The sequence below is a fragment of the Nocardia araoensis NBRC 100135 genome, from assembly GCF_000308435.1.
Taxonomy (GTDB): domain Bacteria; phylum Actinomycetota; class Actinomycetes; order Mycobacteriales; family Mycobacteriaceae; genus Nocardia; species Nocardia araoensis.
The window spans coordinates 21,243-41,029 of record NZ_BAFR01000147.1 but is presented as its reverse complement, the minus strand read 5'-3'; the positions used below and the strand labels follow the sequence as shown (position 1 = coordinate 41,029).

Annotated in this window: 19 protein-coding genes; 9 read left to right on the top strand and 10 right to left on the bottom strand. The window is 69.1% G+C overall.

Features of this window, described 5'->3' with window-relative positions:
- Positions 1 to 2: 2 nt before the first annotated feature.
- Complete coding sequence (locus ON21_RS20095; protein WP_039799818.1) at positions 3 to 1,367, bottom strand: flavin monoamine oxidase family protein; 1,365 nt, start codon at positions 1,365 to 1,367, stop codon at positions 3 to 5.
- Between the two features lie 301 nt (positions 1,368 to 1,668).
- Between ON21_RS20095 and ON21_RS20090 the strand changes: the two genes are divergently transcribed.
- Complete coding sequence (locus ON21_RS20090; protein ID WP_039799817.1) at positions 1,669 to 2,910, top strand: cytochrome P450; 1,242 nt, start codon at positions 1,669 to 1,671, stop codon at positions 2,908 to 2,910.
- A gap of 135 nt (positions 2,911 to 3,045) precedes the next feature.
- Here ON21_RS20090 and ON21_RS20085 read toward each other — a convergent pair whose 3' ends face one another.
- Positions 3,046 to 3,696 (bottom strand): TetR/AcrR family transcriptional regulator, encoded by a 651-nt coding sequence (locus tag ON21_RS20085; protein WP_039799815.1) that lies wholly within the window; start codon positions 3,694 to 3,696, stop codon positions 3,046 to 3,048.
- Positions 3,697 to 3,969: 273 nt separating this feature from the next.
- Between ON21_RS20085 and ON21_RS20080 the strand changes: the two genes are divergently transcribed.
- A complete protein-coding gene (locus ON21_RS20080) occupies positions 3,970 to 5,049 on the top strand; it encodes an ADP-ribosylglycohydrolase family protein (protein WP_039799814.1) in 1,080 nt (359 codons plus the stop codon).
- Positions 5,050 to 5,092: 43 nt separating this feature from the next.
- Here the strand turns inward: ON21_RS20080 and ON21_RS20075 are convergent, their stop codons facing one another.
- The 4 genes from ON21_RS20075 to ON21_RS20060 all read right to left on the bottom strand — a co-directional run bounded on the left by ON21_RS20075 (position 5,093) and on the right by ON21_RS20060 (position 8,126).
- Positions 5,093 to 6,046, bottom strand: a complete 954-nt coding sequence (locus tag ON21_RS20075) for an alpha/beta hydrolase (protein ID WP_245562659.1) — start codon at positions 6,044 to 6,046, stop codon at positions 5,093 to 5,095.
- 117 nt (positions 6,047 to 6,163) lie between these two features.
- The gene (locus ON21_RS20070) at positions 6,164 to 6,724 is read right to left on the bottom strand and encodes a DoxX family protein (RefSeq protein ID WP_051021055.1); all 561 of its coding nucleotides are present in this window, start codon (positions 6,722 to 6,724) and stop codon (positions 6,164 to 6,166) included.
- A complete protein-coding gene (locus ON21_RS20065; protein ID WP_039799811.1) occupies positions 6,721 to 7,167 on the bottom strand; it encodes an ABA4-like family protein in 447 nt (148 codons plus the stop codon). Before ON21_RS20065 ends, ON21_RS20070 begins: the two co-directional genes overlap by 4 nt.
- A complete protein-coding gene (locus ON21_RS20060; RefSeq protein ID WP_174372189.1) occupies positions 7,164 to 8,126 on the bottom strand; it encodes a hypothetical protein in 963 nt (320 codons plus the stop codon). Before ON21_RS20060 ends, ON21_RS20065 begins: the two co-directional genes overlap by 4 nt.
- A 107-nt stretch (positions 8,127 to 8,233) precedes the next feature.
- On the opposite strand from ON21_RS20060, the gene ON21_RS20055 reads away from it, so the two are divergent.
- Both ON21_RS20055 and ON21_RS20050 read left to right on the top strand, forming a co-directional pair.
- Complete coding sequence (locus ON21_RS20055; protein WP_039799810.1) at positions 8,234 to 8,893, top strand: MerR family transcriptional regulator; 660 nt, start codon at positions 8,234 to 8,236, stop codon at positions 8,891 to 8,893.
- 60 nt (positions 8,894 to 8,953) lie between these two features.
- On the top strand, positions 8,954 to 9,520 hold the full coding sequence (locus tag ON21_RS20050) for a type 1 glutamine amidotransferase domain-containing protein (protein ID WP_039799809.1): 567 nt from the start codon (positions 8,954 to 8,956) through the stop codon (positions 9,518 to 9,520).
- 19 nt (positions 9,521 to 9,539) lie between these two features.
- Here the strand turns inward: ON21_RS20050 and ON21_RS20045 are convergent, their stop codons facing one another.
- On the bottom strand, positions 9,540 to 10,211 hold the full coding sequence (locus ON21_RS20045) for a TetR/AcrR family transcriptional regulator (protein ID WP_039799807.1): 672 nt from the start codon (positions 10,209 to 10,211) through the stop codon (positions 9,540 to 9,542).
- 110 nt (positions 10,212 to 10,321) lie between these two features.
- Between ON21_RS20045 and ON21_RS20040 the strand changes: the two genes are divergently transcribed.
- From ON21_RS20040 to ON21_RS20030, 3 genes are all read left to right on the top strand, one after another.
- A complete protein-coding gene (locus tag ON21_RS20040; RefSeq protein WP_039799806.1) occupies positions 10,322 to 11,467 on the top strand; it encodes an acyl-CoA dehydrogenase family protein in 1,146 nt (381 codons plus the stop codon).
- Between the two features lie 144 nt (positions 11,468 to 11,611).
- Entirely contained in the window at positions 11,612 to 12,076 is a 465-nt protein-coding gene (locus ON21_RS20035) for a PaaI family thioesterase (RefSeq protein WP_039799804.1), read from the top strand.
- 595 nt (positions 12,077 to 12,671) lie between these two features.
- Positions 12,672 to 13,001, top strand: a complete 330-nt coding sequence (locus ON21_RS20030) for a transglycosylase family protein (RefSeq protein ID WP_039799802.1) — start codon at positions 12,672 to 12,674, stop codon at positions 12,999 to 13,001.
- Positions 13,002 to 13,265: 264 nt separating this feature from the next.
- Here the strand turns inward: ON21_RS20030 and ON21_RS20025 are convergent, their stop codons facing one another.
- The 3 genes from ON21_RS20025 to ON21_RS20010 form a co-directional block, all read right to left on the bottom strand.
- Positions 13,266 to 14,006 carry an SDR family NAD(P)-dependent oxidoreductase gene (locus ON21_RS20025; RefSeq protein WP_039799800.1) on the bottom strand — a complete coding sequence of 247 codons (741 nt, stop codon included), beginning with the start codon at positions 14,004 to 14,006 and terminating at the stop codon, positions 13,266 to 13,268.
- A complete protein-coding gene (locus ON21_RS20020; RefSeq protein WP_039799798.1) occupies positions 14,003 to 15,172 on the bottom strand; it encodes a thiolase family protein in 1,170 nt (389 codons plus the stop codon). Before ON21_RS20020 ends, ON21_RS20025 begins: the two co-directional genes overlap by 4 nt.
- Before the next feature lie 402 nt (positions 15,173 to 15,574).
- Complete coding sequence (locus ON21_RS20010) at positions 15,575 to 16,819, bottom strand: PucR family transcriptional regulator (protein ID WP_039799796.1); 1,245 nt, start codon at positions 16,817 to 16,819, stop codon at positions 15,575 to 15,577.
- 266 nt (positions 16,820 to 17,085) lie between these two features.
- On the opposite strand from ON21_RS20010, the gene ON21_RS20005 reads away from it, so the two are divergent.
- Positions 17,086 to 18,225, top strand: coding sequence for an esterase/lipase family protein (locus ON21_RS20005; protein WP_039799795.1), 1,140 nt, complete (start codon positions 17,086 to 17,088; stop codon positions 18,223 to 18,225).
- A gap of 143 nt (positions 18,226 to 18,368) precedes the next feature.
- Positions 18,369 to 19,751 (top strand): lipase family protein, encoded by a 1,383-nt coding sequence (locus ON21_RS20000; RefSeq protein ID WP_051021047.1) that lies wholly within the window; start codon positions 18,369 to 18,371, stop codon positions 19,749 to 19,751.
- Positions 19,752 to 19,787: the final 36 nt, after the last annotated feature.

The window sequence follows — 19,787 nt, the reverse complement described above, 5'->3', positions numbered from 1 at the left end:
GCTCAGCCCACCGCCGCGGTCTCGTGTTCCAGCACTTCGCTGGCCGCGCGTTCGCCGGAGCGGATGGCCCCGTCGATCCAGCCGCACATGACCGCGGAACTCTCGGTGCCCGCCCAGTGGACGCGGCCGCACGGCTCGCGCAGGGCGTGGCCGAATTGCGTGAGCACCCCGGTGGGCGCGTGGCTGAGCATCCCGCCACCGGAGTAACGCTCGGCGCTCCAGTCCTGCTCGAGGTAGTCGACCGGCGAGCGCGCCTTCGGGCCGAATCGCTCGACGAGCGCGTCGAGGATCGCGCCGCGGCGCTCCGCGTAGTCGAGTCGGGCGACCTGCCGCGCGATGGGTCCCTCGATGATGACGCACAGGACCCCGGGCCGCCCGGTGTCCGTGCACGCATCGATGGTGATCGTCGCGGGCGAACCCGGCGCGGCGGACTGGCCGGACAGGCCGTCGCCCCGCCAGAACGGCTCGTCGTACACGACGGAGACTTTGATGATCGACCCGCTCGGCATGCGCTGATGCAGGAACATGCGGTCGGCGGGCAGCATCGGTTTGTACGAGATCTGGCCTGCGACCGCGAGGGGAACGGTCACGATCGCCCGGCGCGCGCGCAGCCTCAGGTCGGTCGCGCGGACCGTCACCCCCGCGTCGTCCTGGTGGATGCAGCGGACCGCCTGTGACAGGTGGATCGCGTCGCCGAGTTCGGCGGCCATCGGCCGGTAGATGGCGCCCATACCCCCGACCGGTCGCGCGTCCTGGGCCGCGTCTTTGACGCCGAGCACGAAGCCCGGCCCGCCGCCCGAGGCCATCTGGTACAGGACGAAAAGCAGCGAGACCTCCGACGCCGCCGAGGTGTAGCAGCCGGCGACGGCGGTCTCGAGCAGATCGTGCGCCGGCTTGGACAGGACATTGGTCTCCAGCCAGTGCGCCAGGCTGACCTGATCCCACTTGTCGGCCTTCTTCGCCGCCCACGGCGCTTCGAGTGGAACCGACTTGCACATATGTCCCAGCTCGAGGAAGACGGCGCCGAGGTTCATCGCCGCCCACGGGCTCATGGTCCACGGGATCGTGCCGGTGTAGCGGTGCTGCTTGCCGTCGACCACCATCATGGCCTCGCCGTCGGTGTACTGCTTGTAGCTCGGTACCCCGAACTCGGTCATCAGCGCTTGGATGCGGTCCTGGCCAGGCCCGATCCACGCGCCGCCGCGATCGATCCACGACCCGTCCTCGCGCACCTCGGTGAACGTGCGACCGCCGAGGCGGTCCCTGGCTTCCAGCAGCGCCACCGATCGACCCATCTGTTTCAGCCGCAGCGCGGCCGTCAATCCCGCGAATCCCCCACCGATTACGCAAAAGTCGACGTCTGTCATGGCGTGCCGTCCTCGGGTTGCAGTTTCGCGCACGGCCACCGTGTTACCTGCGCTCGACCGGCGCACTCGACACAGCGGGTGCGATTCGCCTTCGATCAGGTCAACGCGTCGAATATCGGGGCAATTCTATAGCAACTTGCGGCGGCCGGTCATCTCGAGTCGTTTCCGGTGCGGGCGGCCTGCGGGCTGCCCGAATGGCGCAGCCGGACCATGTCCGTCAATGGCCGCGTATGGCTGCAGCGAAGGCGCAAGTGCGCTTAGGCTCACGGATCCTGTTGTCCGACCGCCTGGAGCTTCTCCGATGACGATGCCCCCGTCCTCCGCGCACAGCCGCGCACCGCTCGGTTCGCCGATCGACACCGATGTCCCGCGGATTCCCTTGTTCTCCAACGAGTTCGCCGCGGATCCGCACAGCGCCTATCGCCAGATGCGTGAGCGGTACGGATCGTTGGCGCCGGTGGAACTGGCGCCGGGTGTGCCGGCCACCTTGGTGCTCGGGTATCACACCGCCGTGCGGATTCTGAACGATCCGGACCACTTTCCGGCCGATCCCCGCGCGTGGCAGCAGGACATCGCCGCCGATTGCCCGGTGCTGCCGATGATGCAGTGGCGGCCGAACGCGTTGCGGAACGCCGGAGCCGAGCATGCCCGCTATCGGCAAGCCAACGTCGCGGGTCTGGCCAAGATCGACATGTACGGGCTGCACGACACCGTCGCGCAGCTGGCGACACCCCTGATCAACTCGTTCTGCGCGGCCGGTTCCGCGGATATCGTGCGCCAGTACGCTTTTCCGCTCGCCTTCGCGGTGCTGAACGCCATGCTGGGTTGTCCGGCCGAGATCGCGGAGCGCGCCGCGACCGGTATGGCCGCGATCTTCGAGGGCGTCGACGCGGAACAGGGGAACAAGATGCTCATCGATTCGCTGGGCGAGTTGACGGTGCTGAAGCGGGCCGATCCGGGTGATGACATCACCACGCGCATGCTCCGGCACTCCTCCGGGTTGACCGACACCGAGATGGTCCACCAGCTGGGCACGCTGTACGGCGCGGGCATCGAGCCGCAGCTGAATCTGATCGTCAACACGCTGCTGCTGATCCTCACCGACGAACGGTTCGGCGGCAGCGTACTCGGCGGCAGCCTGTCGACCCGGGACGCGCTGGACGAGGTGCTGTTCAACGACCCGCCGATGGCGAACTTCTGCTTCAGTTTCCCCAAGCAGCCGATCCTGATCGACGACGTCTGGTTGCCCGCCCATCAGCCGGTCGTGATCAGCATGGCCGCCTGCAACACCGATCCGGCGATCCGCGCCGACCGCTACGCGGGCAACCGCGCCCATCTGGCGTTCGGCGGTGGGCCGCACGCCTGTCCCGCGAATTCGCTGGCCTATCTGATCGCCCAGGACGCGATCGACCAGCTGCTCGACGCGCTGCCGGAGCTACGCCTCGCGGTGCCGGTCGGGGAGCTGACCTGGCGTCCGGGTCCCTTCCATCGAGCGCTGACCGCCCTGCCGGTGGTCTTCCCGGAGTCGCCGCCGCTGCTGTAGTGCACGAGAGGGTCGCAGAACCGCGTGCGCCGGGCGTGACGGCAGGCCGTATGTCACCGCATCAGGGCGTGCTCGGGCGGCGGATTTCCGCGGCACGTCGGCGCAGGGCGGAAACGAGCGTTCCGGCGTGAAGAGCTACCCGCCACCCGCGAGTAGCCGATAGCGGGTCTCCAGCCCGTCCAGCAGAGATTCCAGACCGACTTCGAAGGCGTCCCGATCGATCCGCTGCTGCCGCTCGGCCAGCAGGTGCGCCTCGTTCAGATGCGGATACGCGTCGGCGTAGACCGCGACATCGGAGGGGAAGCCCGCGGCGAACGATCCCAGCGACGCTCCGGTGAGGAAGTAGCGCATGGTCGTGCCGACGGTGGTGGCCTCGCGGCGCGGCCAGCCCGCCGCGACGAGGCCGCCGAAGACCGCGTCGGCCATGCGCAATGCGTTGGGGCGATGACCGGGACCGCTCGCCAAGGCGGGCACGATGTGCGGGTGCGCCGCCATCGCGGTGCGGTAGGAGCGGGCCCACTCGCGCAGTGACGAGCGCCAGTCTCGATTCTCGGCCGACAATCCCTCGAACATCGAGATGTCGACTTCCCCGAGAACGGCGTCCACCACGGCGTCGATGAGGTCGTCCTTGGTGCGGACATGGTTGTACAGCGAGGGCCCCTGCACGCCCAACTCGGTGGCCAGCCGCCGCGTCGAGACAGCGCTCAGACCCTCGGCGTCGACCAAGGCGAGGGTGGTGTCGATGATGCGGTCGCGGGTCAGCAGCGGCCGGCGTGGTCGTGCCATGAAGTCTCCTTTCCGTCCTCGCATTCTCGCAGGCGCGGGCCCCGGATACTTGCGCCGCTAGTTTCAGTGTCCTACCGCCGCCGCGGTGGTCGACGGCTGGTTTCGCACCGGCGATTTCGGAGTGAAGGACGCCGACGGCTATCTGCCCAGGACGGCTGCGCTCGGGATCTGTCCGATCATCTGACCGCGGAGATCGTCACGGTACTTCGGTCGAGACCTGTTCTGGTGGCCGCGCGGCGGGCAGGGGCCGCGCGGGATACGCAATGATGTCTCGTGGCGGATTACATGACGGTCTTCGATCGGGTCCGGGGTTGTCTGCTGGGTGGGGCGGTCGGTGACGCGCTCGGCTGGCCGATCGAATTCCTGCGGTTGGAGCAGATTCGGCAGCGCTACGGCGACGAAGGCGTGACGGGTTTCCTGCCCCAGTACGCCCAGGACGCGCCGCAGCAGGTGACCGACGACACCCAGATGACACTGTTCACCGCGGAGGGGCTGTTGCGCTCCGCGCCCGGCGCCGATCCGGTGCCCGCCTTGCGCCGAGCCTATCTGCGCTGGTTGCAGACTCAGCGGCAGGAGGCGCCCGCACCACACGTCGACGGCTGGCTGGCGAGTCTTCCGTTCCTGTACGCGGTGCGGGCGCCGGGGAACGCCTGCATGTCCGGACTGGGACAGCAGTCCAGGGGATATCTCGCACCGGTCACGTTCGGTGCGAGTGGGCCGGTGAATCCGCATTCGAAGGGATGCGGCACCGTCATGCGGTCGGCGCCCTTCGGATTGTGCGGTGTCGGGCCCGATCTCGCGTTCACCACTGCCGCGCGGGCCGCACAGCTGACCCACGGGCACCCCACGGGATATCTCGCCGCGGGGGCGTTCGCGGCACTGGTCGACCGGGTTGTGAGCGGAAGCGAGCCGGCGATCGCAGTGCGGGAGACGATCACTCAGCTCGCCGCCATCCCTTCGAGCGCGGAGACGGTGGCGGCGCTGACCCGCGCCGTGGAATTGTCCGAGCACCCTGTCTCCGCCGAACAGGTCGAGCGGGTGGGCGAAGGGTGGGTCGCCGAAGAGTGCCTGGCCATCGCGGTGTACTGCGCCTTGCACGCGGCCAGGACCGGTGACGCTCGCGCGGCGCTGCTCCTGGCGGTGAACCACTCGGGTGATTCGGACTCCACGGGCGCGGTGGCGGGCAATCTGATCGGCGCCGCGCACGGTGTCTCCGGACTGCCGATGGAGTGGGCGGCGGCGGTCGAGGGACGCGACGTGCTGGTGCAGGTCGCCGACGACCTCGTCATGAACTTCCGTCTCGGCGACCGGTCCGCGCTCGCCGCGCGCTATCCCGTCGACGAAGGCTTGTGAACATCCCCGCGGAGGTGACCGCGGGCCGCGGCAGTCCGAATCCTCACGCGCCGAGGGCGCGCGCCAGGTGCGGCCACGAATCGTGGAGGTCGGTCTCGAACTGCCCCCAGGTGTGCGAGCCTTCCGCGCGGTGCACGTGGATCGCGGGCAGGCCGAGCTCGTCGAGACGATCGGCGAAGGCCGCCGTGCAGGAGCCTGCTATCGCCTCGATGGGCGGAAAGGGCAGGCCGCCGCGATCGATCGCACCGGGAGTGCCGGAGGCGGCGGACAAGTAGACGGTCTTCCCGGCCAGTGCGCCCGCGTTGGTGAACGCGTCGTGCGCCCGCCAGATCACGTCGCCGGGAGCGCCCCACATGTTCGCCGGATTACCCCCACCTCGGATGACCTGCGCGCTCACCATCGCCGCGCCGACGGCGTCCGCGGCCCACGGGCATCCGCTGTAGGCCGCCACCGCGTCGTACACGTCGGGCGCCTGGATCGCGAGATCGACCGCGGACCCGGCGCTCATCGACACCCCCGCGATCGCGTTGCGCCCGGTGGCGCCGAGTTCGGCGTCGAGCGTCGCCGGTAGCTCCCGCGTGAGGTAGGTCTGCCATCGATTGCGCCCGACCGCCGGATCGTCGGCGAGCCAGTCGGTGTACATGCTGTAGGCGCCGCCGACCGGCATCACCACGTTGACGTGCTTGTCGGCGAAGAACTCCCGGACGTCGGTGTCGTCCCACCAGGAGATGCCGTCGACTCCACCCCCGATACCGGTGAGCAGGTACAGCGTCGGCGCTGGTGCACCGCCCGCCGCCCGGATCACCCGATTGGTGATCACTTTGTCCATCGAGGGCGAGTAGACATCGACCTGTGACACCGATCCGCCGAGCGGAGCCTCCCCGACCACGCGCGCACGCGCGGAATCGGCTTCGGCGGGACGGACGGAGAAGACCGAGACCACGACAACCGTCGCCAGCGCGCCGACGAGCGCGCCCAAATACCGAGAAGCACTCACGATTCCGTTGTACCCGGCCGCGCGCAGCCCATTCAGGGAAATCGGGTAGTCGCGAGCACCGATAGCGAAAGCGACACCTCGGCAATGAGTTTCGAGGCGGCGACGCCGAGCTCCGGTTCAGCCGGGTATGTTTCGAGATCCCGTGCGCGGCTTCGAAGTCACCGCCGCGTTCTCGATTCGGTCACTGCCCGCTCGTCGCGGGAAGCGCAGGATCCCGGCCGCCCACAGGGCGACGCCGATGTACAGCGCCTGCTCCGGAATGCGCTCCCACAGTGGCGAAGCGGGTGCGCCGTTGAACGGGATGTGGGAGACCGCCGCGTAGATGTTGGCGGGCAGCAGCACGACGAACAGGGCGGTGAGCCCGAGCCCCGCGGCACGGCGGGTGGCCGCGAGGAAGAGGCCCACCGCGCCGAGCAGTTCCAGTACGCCGGTCAGGTAGACCATCGCACCGGGGAACGGGACGAACGGCGGCACCATCGGGAGCAGATCCGCGTGGGTGGGAACGGGGGAGTCCGCGAACGTCTCGGGAAGGAAATGCGTGGTGCCGGTCATGATCAGCATCACGCCGAGTGCGTAGGCGGCGCAGGTGGGCCATGCGGCGAATCGGCGCGCGCCGAGAGCGCCCGCGGCGCGCAACGTCAGAAGCGTGGTCAGCAGAACGATGAGGGTTTCCATCATGCCTCCAGGGGGACCGACCGGCCGGACGCCGGTGTCGTGGTGATTCGGATGAGCAGGTAGAGCAGCACGCCGATCGGCGCGAACAGGATGGTGAGCACGAGCAGCGGGCTGATCAGCAGCGGAGTGCGGCCACGCGCGCGACTGTCCAGGAAGATCCAGCGCCCGAGAAACAGGTCGAAGGCCACGAAATGAGCCCACGCCGCCGCGGCCCCCGCCTCTCGGCCCAGCACTTCGCGCAGCCCGGGCAGCTCCGGATCGACGAGCGCCGCGGCGAACGGGCCGAACTCGGGCGCGACCAGGGCCGCGTAGACGAGCAGGGGAGGCAGGCAGATGAGCGGCGAGGCGACGATCGCACTGGTCCGTCGCCATCCCGGCGCCAGGATCATCAGTGCCCAGAACGGCGCCGCGAACCAGAAGGTGATGTCGAACAGCAATTCCGTCATCGCCCCGCTCCTACCGGGACCGGCTGCGCTGCGATGTTTTTCGTCCGCACCGCGACTGCCGCGGATAGTGCGGTACCGAGGGCGACAGCGGCGAGAGCCGACGCGGTGGCGGCGTCGGGATGGACCACCGATTGTCCGCGCAGCGCCTGCCAGGTCAGTACCGCGAGCAGCGCGGCGTAGGCCGCCGCGGCGATCACGACCAGCCTTCGCCTGGCGCCTGCTGGGCGCAGGGCCGGAAGTCGGCGGGACCCGTACTCGACGGCGAGCAGAACCAGCGGAAGCACTTGCAACGCATGCATTCCGAGGAAATGGGGAACCCGCAGATCGCCGCCGGCCGTGCTCCAGCCGAGGATGGGCAACCCGGGGCCGCCGTCGGCGAGCCCGACCGTGTGGGCGCCTCTGATCGCACTGCCCGTCGCCCGCTGCTCGGCGGTCGGCGGCACCATCAGCATTCCCAGCGCGGCGCCCGCCAGCGAGAGCGCGGCGCCGTAGCGGATCGCCGCGTTGCGGGCGGGGTCGGCCGTCGGGTCGGCGAACAACGCCGCCGACGCGACCAGGGTGGCGATCCAGACCAGCACGATCGAGGACCCCATGATGTCCCACAGCACCGCGTTCACCGGCGTCGTGAAATTGAAGTGACTGGTCGTGCCCCGCGCGATCTGGGTGGTGATGACCAGAAGTTCCACCGCCAAGCCGAGCGCGGCCACGGTCCCGGCCCACCAGGCGATCCGCCGCCATCGAGTGAGCTGGGCGAGCAGCCACGCCCAGGTCACGGCGTAGATCAGGACCGAAAGCGCGAACTTGGCCGACTTGGCCCAGATCGGCAACCCGGTCAACGTGCGGTCGTCGAGGACCATGCCACCGATGGACCAGACGGTCAGCAGCGCCATCGCGACGGCGAGCAGCATCAGTGGCCGATGCCAGGACAGAGCGGGGAAGCGCTGGAAGAGGGCGGTCACGGTACGTCGACCTTTCGAAACTCAAGGTATCGATAGTTGCACTATCGGCAGCAATTATGGATAGCTGTACTATCCACTGTCAAGTAGTGACGAGCCCGAGGAGTCCGATGCGGATCGCCGAACTCAGCCGCGCCAGCGGCGTTCCTCCCGCGACGATCAAGTACTACGTGCGCGAGGGGCTGCTGCCTTCCGGCGTGCGGACCCATCGCAATCAGGCCGAATACAGCGACGCCCACGTCAGCAGGCTGCGGCTGATCCGGGCGCTGGTGGACATCGGCGGCGTGTCCATCGAGGCGGCGAAGGAACTGCTGGCGGCGCTCGACAGCGGCAGCCTCTCCGCGCGGGACTCGCTCGGCCATGTGCAATACGCGTTGGGCGGGCGGCGATCGCAGGTCGGTGACGAGCAGCGGGACGCCGCCGACGAGGATGTCGCGGCGCTGCTGGACCGGCGCGGCTGGCGGATCGACGACGACAGCCCGGCCCGCGGCACGCTCGTCGACGTCTGCGCCGCGCTGCGCCTGCTCGGCCACGACGACGTGGTCGCCGCGATGGACGACTACGCGGACGCGAGCGAAGCCATCGCCGCCACCGACATCGCCCTGGTCCGCAACGAACCCGGCCTCGAGCGGATGACCGAAACCGCCATCGTCGGAACGATTCTGGGCGACACCCTGCTCGCCGCGCTGCGCAGGCTGGCGCAAGAGCATCTGTCCAGCACGCTGCTGCCGCCGGACGACGCCGCGGATCGCGCCTCCGGCGAGGTTTAGCGCGGCCCGCGCGCGGCATGCCGGAAACAGGACCATCCCGAGGCGAAAGGAGAGCGGCTCATGACCGACCAACTGGATGGGACGCGCGTGCTGATCATCACCTCGAATACGGGCGTGGAGCGGGACGAACTACTGGTGCCGCGCGACGAACTGCGCAAGCGCGGGGCGCGCGTGACCCATGCCGCGCCGAAGCTCGAGGAGGTGCAGACCTACCTGCACGACACGGAGAAAGACACCGTCGTGCGACCGGATACGTCGGTGCACGAGGTCTCCGTGGACGATTTCGACGTGCTGGTGGTCCCCGGCGGCACGGTGAACGCGGACAAACTGCGGGTCACCGACCGGGCGATCGAACTGGCCAAGGAGTTCGCGGGCGCGGGCAAGCCGATCGCGGCGATCTGCCACGGCCCGTGGCTGCTCGTGAACGCCGAGTTGGTGCGCGGCAAGACGCTGACCTCGTACTTCTCGCTGCGGACCGACATCGTCAACGCGGGCGGCGACTGGGTCGACGAAGCGGCGGTGCGCTCCGCCGAGGGCGGGTGGACCTTGCTCACCTCGCGCAACCCCGGCGATCTGCCCGATTTCGTGCACGCCATCACGCGCGAAGTGGTCCCCGCCGCGCGTTGACCCCGCCACCGCTGGGGACTCAATTGCCCGGCAACGGTTTTCGAGGGTCGACCGCGATGCCCAGATCGCGGAGCCGGTTGTCGATGAGCAGCCAGCACTCGGTGGTCAGGCGGTCGACGAGCGCGCTCTCGGTGGTGTCGTGGTGTGCCAGCCACCAGCGCACCGAGGCGTCCACCAAGCCGAGCAGGGCGACCACCACCCGGTCCGCGGCCAGCGGGTCGGCCCCGAATTCCGGCAGGTAGCGCGTCGCCGCGGCGGAGATCTCGGCGGCGAACGCGCTTCCGCCGACCCGCGGTTCGTTGCGGCCGCGCCGGTAGTCGCGTCCGACCAGGAAGCGATAGAGATTGGGATGCTCGGCGGCCCACCGCACGTGCTGGGCCAAAGGCGCGCGGATGATGTCCAGGGGGGTGCCGTCCACCGCCAAACGCGCGCGGATCCGTTCGGTCAGATCGTGGTGCGCGTGCCGGGCGACTGCCAGGTCCAGCTCCTCCTTGCTGGCGAAATGCCGGTAGACGTGGGTGCGGGCCAGTCCGGCGCGGTCGGCGATCCGGCCGGTCAGCGCGTGCGGGCCGTCTTCCTCGATGGCCGCGATCGCGGCCGCCACGATGGCCCGGCGGCGCTCGTCGCGGCCGGGCCGGTCGCTGGTGGAACGCCGCACGTCGGCGGTGTCCACCCAAGGTCGTCTTGCCACCGGCTCAGCGTATCGGCAGGCGGATCGAGTGGTACACCTTGTACCCGGCGGATCGTTGGTACACACTGTACCCGTAACTGTCGGTATCACTCTTCGCAAGGAACACCCGAATGACGACCTACCGGTCCGCCTGGCTCGACGACGACCTGGACGCCCTGCGCGAGCTCGCCCGCTCGTTCTTCGCGAAGGAGTTGACGCCGAACATCGACAAGTTCATCGAGCAGCACCACGTCGACCGCGAGTTCTGGAACAAGGCGGGCGCCCTCGGCCTGCTGTGCGCGTCGATCCCGGAGGAGTACGGCGGTGGCGGCGGCACCTTCGCGCACGAGGCGGTGCTGATCGAGGAGCAGGCCAGGGCGTTCGACACCTCGTGGGGCGCCACCTTGCACAGCGGCATCGTCGCGCACTACCTGCTGCACTACGGCACCGAAGAGCAGAAGCGGCAGTGGCTGCCCAAGATGGCCACCGGTGAGGTCGTCGGCGCGATCGCGATGACCGAGCCCGGTACGGGATCGGACCTGCAGAACGTCAAGACCAAGGCGATCCGCGAGGGCGACGAGTACGTGGTGAACGGTTCCAAGACCTTCATCACCAACGGCAGCCAGGCCGACCTCATCATCGTGGTCGCCAAGACCGACACCAGCGAAGGCGCAGGCGGCATCTCGCTGATCCTGGTCGAGGCCGATCGGCCGGGCTTCCGGCGCGGCCGGGTGCTGGACAAGGTAGGGCAGAAGGGGCAGGACACCTCGGAGCTGTTCTTCGAGGACGTCCGGGTGCCGGTGTCCAACCTGCTCGGCACGCAGGAAGGGCAGGGCTTCATCCAGCTGATGCAGCAGCTTCCACAGGAGCGGCTGATCATCGCCGTCGGATCGGTGGCCGGGATGGAGGCCGCGCTGGAGGTGACGCTGCGCTACACCAAGGAGCGGCACGCGTTCGGAAAGCCGCTGTTCGCCTTCCAGAACACCAAGTTCACCCTGGCCGAGGCGGCCACCGAGACCCGGGTGGCCCGGGTGTTCCTGGACGACTGCATCATGCGGCATCTGCGCGGGGAACTGGACATCCCGACCGTCGCCATGGCCAAGTGGTGGACCACCGATCGCGCGATGTCGGTGGCCGACGAGTGCCTCCAACTGCACGGCGGTTACGGCTACATGACCGAATACCCGATCTCACGGATGTGGACCGACAGCCGCGTGCAGAAGATCTACGGCGGCACCAACGAGATCATGAAGGAGATCATCGCCCGCAGTCTGTGATGGGCGCGGCAGGCAGTGTTGGCAAACCGCCAACACTCTGCTCGGCTGTGCTCCTGAGGGCCTACGCTTCGGTGACGTCCACCGAGGTGGCCGTGGCAGAGACAACGAGGTGCGGGCCACCTCCGGCGTGAAGGGACGGTTGCGATGAGCGACGTCGAGACTCCTGCGTTCAAGGACATCGTCAACGGGGCACTGGAATTCACCATCCCGATCGCGCACAAGATGGGGGTGCAGGCGGTGGAGGTGCGGCGCGGTTTCGCGGCGACCTCGGTGCCCGCCGAGGGCAACGGCAACCACTTCGGCGTGATGTACGCCGGAGTGCTGTTCACCGTGGCCGAGATTCTCGGCGGCGCGATCGCGATCGCCACGTTCGACAACTCGGCGTTCTATCCGTTGGTCAAGGACCTGCGCATCTCCTTCCGCAAGCCGGCCAAGACGGATGTGCGCGCGGAGGCGATGCTGTCGGAGGAGGAGATCACGCGGATCACCGCGGAGGCGGCGGCGAACGGCAAGTCCGACTTCACGCTGCGGGCCGTGGTCACCGACGCCGACGGCGTCGTGGTGGCGGAGACCGAAGGGCTCTACCAGTTGCGGGCGCACGGCAAGTAGCCCGCGTCGGCGCCGGAGCGGAGCGTTCAGCGCGTTTCCGGCGCCGTACCCGGCGCCGAGTCCCGCGTAGGGCCGACGACGGTGTACGGCCGGGTTGCCGAGCTCGCGGCCAGATCACGGAACGGTCGCGGGTCGATGGTCCGGCCTCGGCGTCACGACGCCATCTCTGACGCTTCGGGAAGGTAACGACTTGGTAGCTGCCGACTGTGCGGCGGCGCAGGGCAGCACCTGTATGCCTACTACTGCAAGTCGTGGACCTGCGAAAATGCGATCCGCTTCACCATATCGCGGTGATCTCGATCACATAACGGCGGCATAACGGCCGGTCGATATCGGCCGATTTTTCGCGATCGACCTGGGGTAATGGCGCAGAGTCTCGACCAGGGGTTAAACCTGGGCCGACGTTATTCGAACGTGATCTGTCGTGACATCTCCGCTAACGTCGGTCACGGCTCGGGGCAACACCGAGATCGAGCTCGAATCGCAGAACGCCGGAAACCCTGTCCCGCGGTTCGAGTGTCCACGAACTTCCCTGGGGGCAGGGGCGCGGCGAATTCGAATTCGCCGAGCCGGTGGGCGCAGGCGGGAAATCTCCATGTCGCATAACCGTAAATTCACCACTCGTGTTCTCGGCTTCACCGCGGCCATCGGCGCTTTCGTCGCCGTGCCGTTCGGTCTGTCCACCGCGACCGCGTCGGCCCACAACTGGGACGCCGTCGCGCAGTGCGAGAGCAGTGGCAACTGGTCCACCAACACTGGTAACGGCTTCTCGGGCGGCCTGCAGTTCACCCAGAGCACCTGGGAGGCCAACGGCGGCAGCGGCAGCCCGTCCAACGCCAGCCGCGAAGAGCAGATCCGCGTCGCCGAGAACGTTCTCGCGACCCAGGGCCCGGGTGCCTGGCCCGTGTGCGGCGCTTACCTCTGATGCGTCACCGGCGCCTACCGCAATCCGCGGTAGGCGCCGGATTGTTTTGGCCGATAATACCCCGTCGGCCCGAATTTCCGTTATCGACGCAATCTCGCCGATAATTCGAAATTCGATCAGCAACTCCGAATCCGGATTCACCGAACCCGAATTCGTCTTCCTCGGTGGCGCGGGATCGCGCCGGTCGCCGTCAGGTAACGCCGCGCCGCGGCGCGGGCGGCCAGGGTGCGCAGACTCATGCCGGTCGCTGCCAGGTAACGGTCCTCAGGCCCGCCACAGCTGGTCACCGGCGCGGGACAGCACGATGTTCGGCACCACCGCGTTGCGGGACAGCCGGGTGATCGCCAGCACCATCTCGGCGATGTCACCGGTGGTCAGCATGGCGGACCGGTCGAGGACATCACGCTTCCACGCCGTCATGTCGGTGTCGACATAGCCGGGAGAGATCGCCGTCGCGCTGACGCCGTTCGCGGACTCCTCCAGCGAGACCGTCTCGCACAGCGAGATGAGCGCCGCCTTGGTGGCTCCGTAGGCCGCCAGGCCCGCCTCTCCCGCCACACCGGTGATGGAAGCCAGCGCGATGATCTTCGCACCGCGCTCCCGATCGTCGTCCGCGCTCTTGCGCAGCAGCGGCAACGCGGCCTGGATCAGCGTCGAGGGCGCGCGGAAATTCACGTCGAGCATGCGCTCGTACGCCTTCGCGGGCAGATCGGCCACGGCGCCCGCCGTGCCGGTGCCCGCGCTCAGTACCAGCGCGTTCATGCCGCCGAATCGTTCCTCATGCGCTTGGGCCAAGGCGCGCACCTGGTCGAGATCGTTCATCTGCGCGACCGCCGGGTGCACTTCGGCTCCGGTTTCCGCGCGCAGGCGCGCCGCGGTCTGCTCGAGCGTGTCGAGCGTGCGCGCGGCGAGAGTCAGGTGATAACCCTCGCCCGCCAGGCGGCGTGCCACCTCGGCGCCGATGCCACGCGAACCTCCGGTGATCAGTGCGGAGCGGGTGCTCATCCGAGGCGTTCGATGATCGTCGCGTTGGCCAGGCCGCCCGCCTCGCACATCGTCTGCAGGCCGTAGCGGCCGCCGGTCTGCTCCAGGTGGTTGACCAGCGTCGCCAGGATGCGGGTGCCGGAGGCGCCCAGCGGGTGGCCGAGGGCGATGGCGCCGCCGCGGGGGTTCAACTTGTCCGGATCGGCGTTCAGTTCGTGCTGCCAGACCAAAGGTACGGGCGCGAACGCCTCGTTCACCTCATAGGCATCGATGTCGTCGATGCTCAGCCCGGCGCGATCCAGCACCTTGCGGGTGGCCGGGATCACGGCCGTGAGCATGAGCAGTGGGTCGTCGCCCACCACGGAGAACGAGTGGAACCGGGCGCGCGGGCGCAGGCCGAGTTTCGCGGCCGCCTCCTCGCTCATGATCAGCGCGGCCGAGGCGCCGTCGGTCAGCGGCGAGGAGTTGCCCGGGGTGATCGACCACTCGATCTCCGGGAAGCGCGCGGTGTACTGGTCGTCGACGAAGGCGGGCCGCAGCTTCGCGAGGCTTTCCCCGGTGGTGGCGGGCCGGATCGTCTCGTCGGCCGTGAGGGTGCCCGCCGCGACCAATTCGTTGTCGAAGCCGCCTTGTGCCGCGGTGTCGGCGGCGAGCCGATGCGAGCGAGCCGCGAACTCGTCGAGCGCGGCGCGGTCGAACTTCCACCGCGCGGCGATCACCTCGGCCGCGATGCCCTGCTGGATGAGGCCGTCCGGGTAGCGGTGGGCGAGCGGACCGCGGTTGGCGTCCTTGCCCTGGCCGTTGGAGAACATCGGCGCGCGGCTCATCGATTCGACGCCGCACGCGATCGCGACGTCGTAGGCGCCCGCGATGACACCCTGCGCCGCGAAGTGCGCGGCCTGCTGGCTGGACCCGCACTGCCGATCCACCGTGGTGGCGGGCACCGACTCCGGGAATCCGGCGGCCAGCGCGGCGGTCCTGCTGATGTTGAACGCCTGCTCCCCGCTCTGCGTGACGCACCCGCCGACCACGTCGTCCACCACGGCGGGATCCAGGTCGTTGCGGGCGACGAGTTCGGCGAGCACGCCTGCGAGCAGGGTGGCCGGATGCACGTCCGACAGGCCGCCGCCTGCTTTGCCCTTACCGGACGGTGTGCGGACGACATCGACGACGACGGCGGACCTCATGGGCCATCTCCGATCAGATAAGTTAACTGCCATTCTCGATTAAGTTAACACAGATTCGCCGCGGTGGGCCATGGGGTGGTGCGAACACCTTCGCGGTCCAGCGCCTGCCGGAGCCGATCCAGCAGGTCGTCCAGCGGCCCGCCCGCGTGGTCGACGAGCGGAACACCCGAACTTCGCCACGGCTGAGCCGCGCCAGTTCGCGCAGCGCCGCCAAGTGGAAGCCGAAGTCCGACCGGTCGGCGTAAGTGAACAGCAGATGCGAGCTCAGCACCAGGTCGAAGGCGCCGTCGGGAAGTCGAGCGCGGGCGGCGCGCCGAAGCGGTCGCGCTCCGGATCGGCGCGCGGATCCGCGGCGACGGGCGGTAGCCAGGAACCGCGCGCGGTGCGAGCGGGCTTCCTCGGCTAGAACTTGACCTCGTCGGGCCTGCCCGGATACAGGCGCTGAATCGTCAGCGCGGCCGCCAGCAGCCGGGAGTCGTGCGGGTCGGTGGGATCGACGCCGGTGAGTTCGGCGATGCGGCGCAGGCGATAGCTGAAGGTGTTGGGGTGCACGTGGATCTCGGCGGCCGCGGCCTTGCGGTCGGAGCCGTGGCGCAGGTGCGCGTCGAGGGCTTCCAGCAGGTGTGGGCTGTCCAGGATCGGGGCGATGCGCTCGGCCAGCCGGGTGCGGGCGGTGCCCGGCCTGGTGAGCTGGTACTCCAGCAGCAGGTCGTCGAGTTGGTAGACGCCGGCCGGGCGGCCGAGCAAGCGCACGAGTTCGGCGAGGTCGGCGGCTTCCTTCGCGGTCTGCGCGATGGCGTCCCTCGGCACCGACGGATATTCGGCGAGGAACACCGGGACGCCGAAGTTCTCGGTCAGCTCGGCGGCCAGCCCGGCGTGGCGCGCGTCGTCGGCTTCGGCGTCGGAACCGCTGGGCAGCAACGCGATTCCGGTCCAGCCGTCGAAGGTGGCCAGTGTCGTGGTGCCCGCGAGGGCGTCCAAGGCGCGGTGCAGCAGGCGGATGCGGCGGCGCCCGACGAGCGTCGCGACCTTACCCGGCTGGTCGTCGGGCCGGATGTGGATGGCGAGCACGGTGTAGCGCTCGGCCAGGGCGGTGTCCGCGCGCGCCGCCAGCTCCGCCGCGGGCAATCCGTGCAGCAGCGCCGAGCACAGCGCCCGGCGCGCCTCCCGTTCGGCGTTGTAGATGGACTGCTCGACCTCGGTGTAGGTCTCCACGACCGTGATGTTGATCTGCATGAGCAGGTCGAGCAGTCGGCTGCCGACCAGGACGAGGTCGTCGAGCTCGTCACGGGAGGCCAGCGCGGCCGCCTCCTGGAGCACCGACTGCGCGGAACCGTGAATCGCCTCGATCAGCACCGGCAGGGGGAACCTGTCCTCGGCGTGCCGCTCGGCCACCGGGGCGACGAACGTCGCGACCTCGGCCTTGGTGAAGCTGCGCTGTTCGCCGATCGCCTGGAGCACCGCGCGGCCGCACGCGTAGATCGCCGGAAGCACCTCGGCGGTGAAATGCCCCTCGGGCAGGTCGGCGGCCGGTGGAGTGGTGCCGAGGCCCGCGGCGAGCATGCGCTCGGCGATCTGCGGCCAGCGGGTGAGCAACCGGGCGACGAGCGGAGCGTCTCCGGCCACCGGAGACAACACGACGGACATGGGCCGATTGTTTCCGACCACAGAAACCCGCGGCAAGGTCGCGGGAGCGGTCGCGCGAATTTTGGCTCCCACGCCAATATTCCGAAGGGAATGTTCTCCTCGGGGTGCAGTGACATCGGTCCGCCGAGCGCCCTACATTCGGAAAGCGGCTATGGCCCCGATCACATCGCTTCTCGAATGTGGCGCGGCAGACATTTCACGGCGGTGCTCGGTTCACCGCCGGCCGCGTTCGTTCGGTGCGAATGGAAGTGAACTGAATGTTGGCAATGATGCACAACGCTCGGCAGGCGATTCTAGGGGCCGCGGTCATCGCGGGCGTGACGATGGCGACCGCGCTGGGCGGCGGAGCGGCGCACGCGCAGCAGGAGATCGAGCCGACCCAGCAGGCCCTCGCCGATTACATCAGCGCGGGCCTGACGCCCGCCCAGGACGGCAGGCAACCGCGCGCGATCGTGGACACCGGCAGCTCGTCGGGCTGGCCGACCAGCGTCGCTTCCGACGCGTTCGGTGAAGGACCGGAGATGTCGGCGTACCTGGCGGCTTTCGCTTACGGCCTGACCCACCCGGACGCCGCCCCGCCCGGCGCCAACAGGTGGAACTGCATCCCTTCCGCCGAACACCCACGGCCGGTGGTGCTGCTGCACGGCACCTGGCTCAACGCCTACGACACCTTCTCCTATTTGTCCCCGCGCTTGGCCCGCGCCGGATTCTGTGTGTTCGCCTTCAATTTCGGGCGGTCCGGAATCCTGGAGGGCGGCGGTCTCGGCCCGATCCTGCCCGGGCGATTCGGCGTGGGCCGGATGGAGGATTCGGCGGTGCAGCTGCGCGATTTCGTCGACCGGGTGCTTGCCGCGACCGGTGGGCAAGCGGTCGACATCGTGGGCCACTCCCAAGGCGGCACGGTCGCCGACCACTATCTGAAGTTCGAGGGCGGCCAGGGCAAAGTGGGCAAGCTGGTCAGTTTGGGGGCGACCCACCACGGCACCTCGCTGATGGGCATCGCCACGCTGGGCCGGGTCATCAACAATCTGGGCGTCGATATTCTCGGGTTCTACGAGCCGCTGGTCGGGCTCGCGAATATCCAGCAGGCGGTGGGCTCGCGGTTCTATGCCACTCTGAACGCCGGGGGCGACACGGTGCCGGGCGTCGCCTACACGGCGGTCGGCTCCCGCCACGACGAGGTGACCAACCCGTATCAATGGACGTTCCTGCAGGCGGGGCCGGACGCGACGGTGGACAACGTCACGCTGCAGGACGGGTGCGAGCAGGATATGTCCGACCACCTGACGATGATGTATTCCCCACGGGCCGCGTCGATCGTGCTGCACGCGCTCGATCCGGTCGCCCAGCCGACGTTGGAATGCACCTTCAATCCGTGGATGGTCGGCGGCAACGGCAGTTTGTGAGCCGCTGTCACTGCACCGGCGCGAGAATCCGCGAGCGTCTAATTGGCACCCGGGACAATTCTTTTCCGGCCGCGACCTTGGTTGGGTGAATACGGGCTTCCGGCGCGGGACGCCCGGCCGTGCCGTCGGAAAGGAAGAACCGGATGAGTGTGCAGCTCGAATGGGATGGGGGCCAGGCGCCGCCCGATCCGGCCGCGTTCTCGCATCGGCCGATACTGCCCGAAGACGACCCGTTCTACGTTCCGCCGCCCGCGGTCGGGCGCTTGCGCCCCGGTGTGATCGTGCGCGCGCGGGCGGTGCGGATCGGCTTCTTCGGGATTGTGCCGCAACGTATCTCGGCCTGGCAGCTGGTCTATCGGACGTGTGATCTGAACGGGGTGCCCGAGGTGGCGGTGACCACCGTGCTGTTGCCGTGGGGCGCGGATCCGGCCCAGCCGCGCCCGCTGGTCTCGTTCCAGTGCGCGATCGACGCGGTGGCCTCGAAATGTCTTCCGTCCTATTCGCTCCGGCGCGGGGCGCGGGCGGCGGGGTCGATTCCCCAGCTCGAGCTGCCGCTGATCGTCAGCGCCCTGGCGCGGGGGTGGGCGGTGTCGGTGCCGGATCACGGAGGAACCGCGGGCCGGTTCGGCGTGGCGAGGGAGCCGGGATATCGCGCGCTGGACGCGGTGCGCGCCGCCCTCGCCTTCGTTCCACTGGGACTCGACCCGGCCACGCCCGTGGCGCTGTGGGGCTACTCGGGCGGGGGATTGGCCACGGCCTGGGCCGCGGAGACGGCCGCGGAGTACGCACCGGAGTTGAACATCGTCGGCGCGGTGGCCGGGTCGCCGGTGGGGGATCCGGCCGCCGCGTTCGTCCGGCTCAACGGCACCCTCTTCGCGGGATTCGCGGCCGTCTTCACCGCGGGACTGCGCCGCGGCTACCCGGAACTGGACCGCTTGCTGCACGCCCATCTGGACGCCCGGTATCTCGGCTGGCTGGCCGAGACCGAGACCACCGCGACGTTCCCGCTGCTGTATCGCTTCGCCCGCCGCGACATCGACAAGCACAGTGACGCGGGGCTGACCGCCATGCTCGAGCAGGACGGGTTGCGACGGATCCTCGACGACATCCACCCCGGCGGCCGAGCGCCCGGCATGCCCATGCTCGTGCTGCAAGGCGTGCACGACGAGGTCATCGCGGCCGCCGACGTGGACGGCCACGTCGCGCGCTACGTCGCGGCGGGCGCCCACGTGCGCTACCTGCGTGATCGGCTCAGCACCCATCTGCTGCTGCAGTTCCTGGCGCTGCCGGTCATGGTCGATTGGCTCGCCGGTCGCTTCGCCGGCCGCGAGTTGCCCGCGGCAGGCACGCAGACCCGTTGGTCGCTCGCCCTCGCCGGTCCTGCGCTGCGGGGCCATCTGCGTTTCGCGGCGTTGCTGCTGCGCATGTGGCTCGGACGGCCGATCCGCGCACCGCGCCCGCCCGTGCTGTCACGTCCGCGCAGGCTGTCGATCATTTCCGCGGCCCTCCGCAATCCGTTGTCCTGATCTCTGCTCGGCCACCGCCGAGGCGTTCGAGCCGGC

Bases quoted from the DNA above. Each gene is read 5' to 3' on its own strand.
- ON21_RS20095 (WP_039799818.1), bottom strand. From the start codon at position 1,367: ATGACAGACGTCGACTTTTGCGTAATCGGTGGGGGATTCGCGGGATTG.
- ON21_RS20090 (WP_039799817.1), top strand. From the start codon at position 1,669: ATGACGATGCCCCCGTCCTCCGCGCACAGCCGCGCACCGCTCGGTTCG.
- ON21_RS20085 (WP_039799815.1), bottom strand. From the start codon at position 3,696: ATGGCACGACCACGCCGGCCGCTGCTGACCCGCGACCGCATCATCGAC.
- ON21_RS20070 (WP_051021055.1), bottom strand. From the start codon at position 6,724: ATGATGGAAACCCTCATCGTTCTGCTGACCACGCTTCTGACGTTGCGC.
- ON21_RS20065 (WP_039799811.1), bottom strand. From the start codon at position 7,167: ATGACGGAATTGCTGTTCGACATCACCTTCTGGTTCGCGGCGCCGTTC.
- ON21_RS20055 (WP_039799810.1), top strand. From the start codon at position 8,234: ATGCGGATCGCCGAACTCAGCCGCGCCAGCGGCGTTCCTCCCGCGACG.
- ON21_RS20050 (WP_039799809.1), top strand. From the start codon at position 8,954: ATGACCGACCAACTGGATGGGACGCGCGTGCTGATCATCACCTCGAAT.
- ON21_RS20040 (WP_039799806.1), top strand. From the start codon at position 10,322: ATGACGACCTACCGGTCCGCCTGGCTCGACGACGACCTGGACGCCCTG.
- ON21_RS20035 (WP_039799804.1), top strand. From the start codon at position 11,612: ATGAGCGACGTCGAGACTCCTGCGTTCAAGGACATCGTCAACGGGGCA.
- ON21_RS20030 (WP_039799802.1), top strand. From the start codon at position 12,672: ATGTCGCATAACCGTAAATTCACCACTCGTGTTCTCGGCTTCACCGCG.
- ON21_RS20025 (WP_039799800.1), bottom strand. From the start codon at position 14,006: ATGAGCACCCGCTCCGCACTGATCACCGGAGGTTCGCGTGGCATCGGC.
- ON21_RS20020 (WP_039799798.1), bottom strand. From the start codon at position 15,172: ATGAGGTCCGCCGTCGTCGTCGATGTCGTCCGCACACCGTCCGGTAAG.
- ON21_RS20010 (WP_039799796.1), bottom strand. From the start codon at position 16,819: ATGTCCGTCGTGTTGTCTCCGGTGGCCGGAGACGCTCCGCTCGTCGCC.
- ON21_RS20005 (WP_039799795.1), top strand. From the start codon at position 17,086: ATGATGCACAACGCTCGGCAGGCGATTCTAGGGGCCGCGGTCATCGCG.
- ON21_RS20000 (WP_051021047.1), top strand. From the start codon at position 18,369: ATGAGTGTGCAGCTCGAATGGGATGGGGGCCAGGCGCCGCCCGATCCG.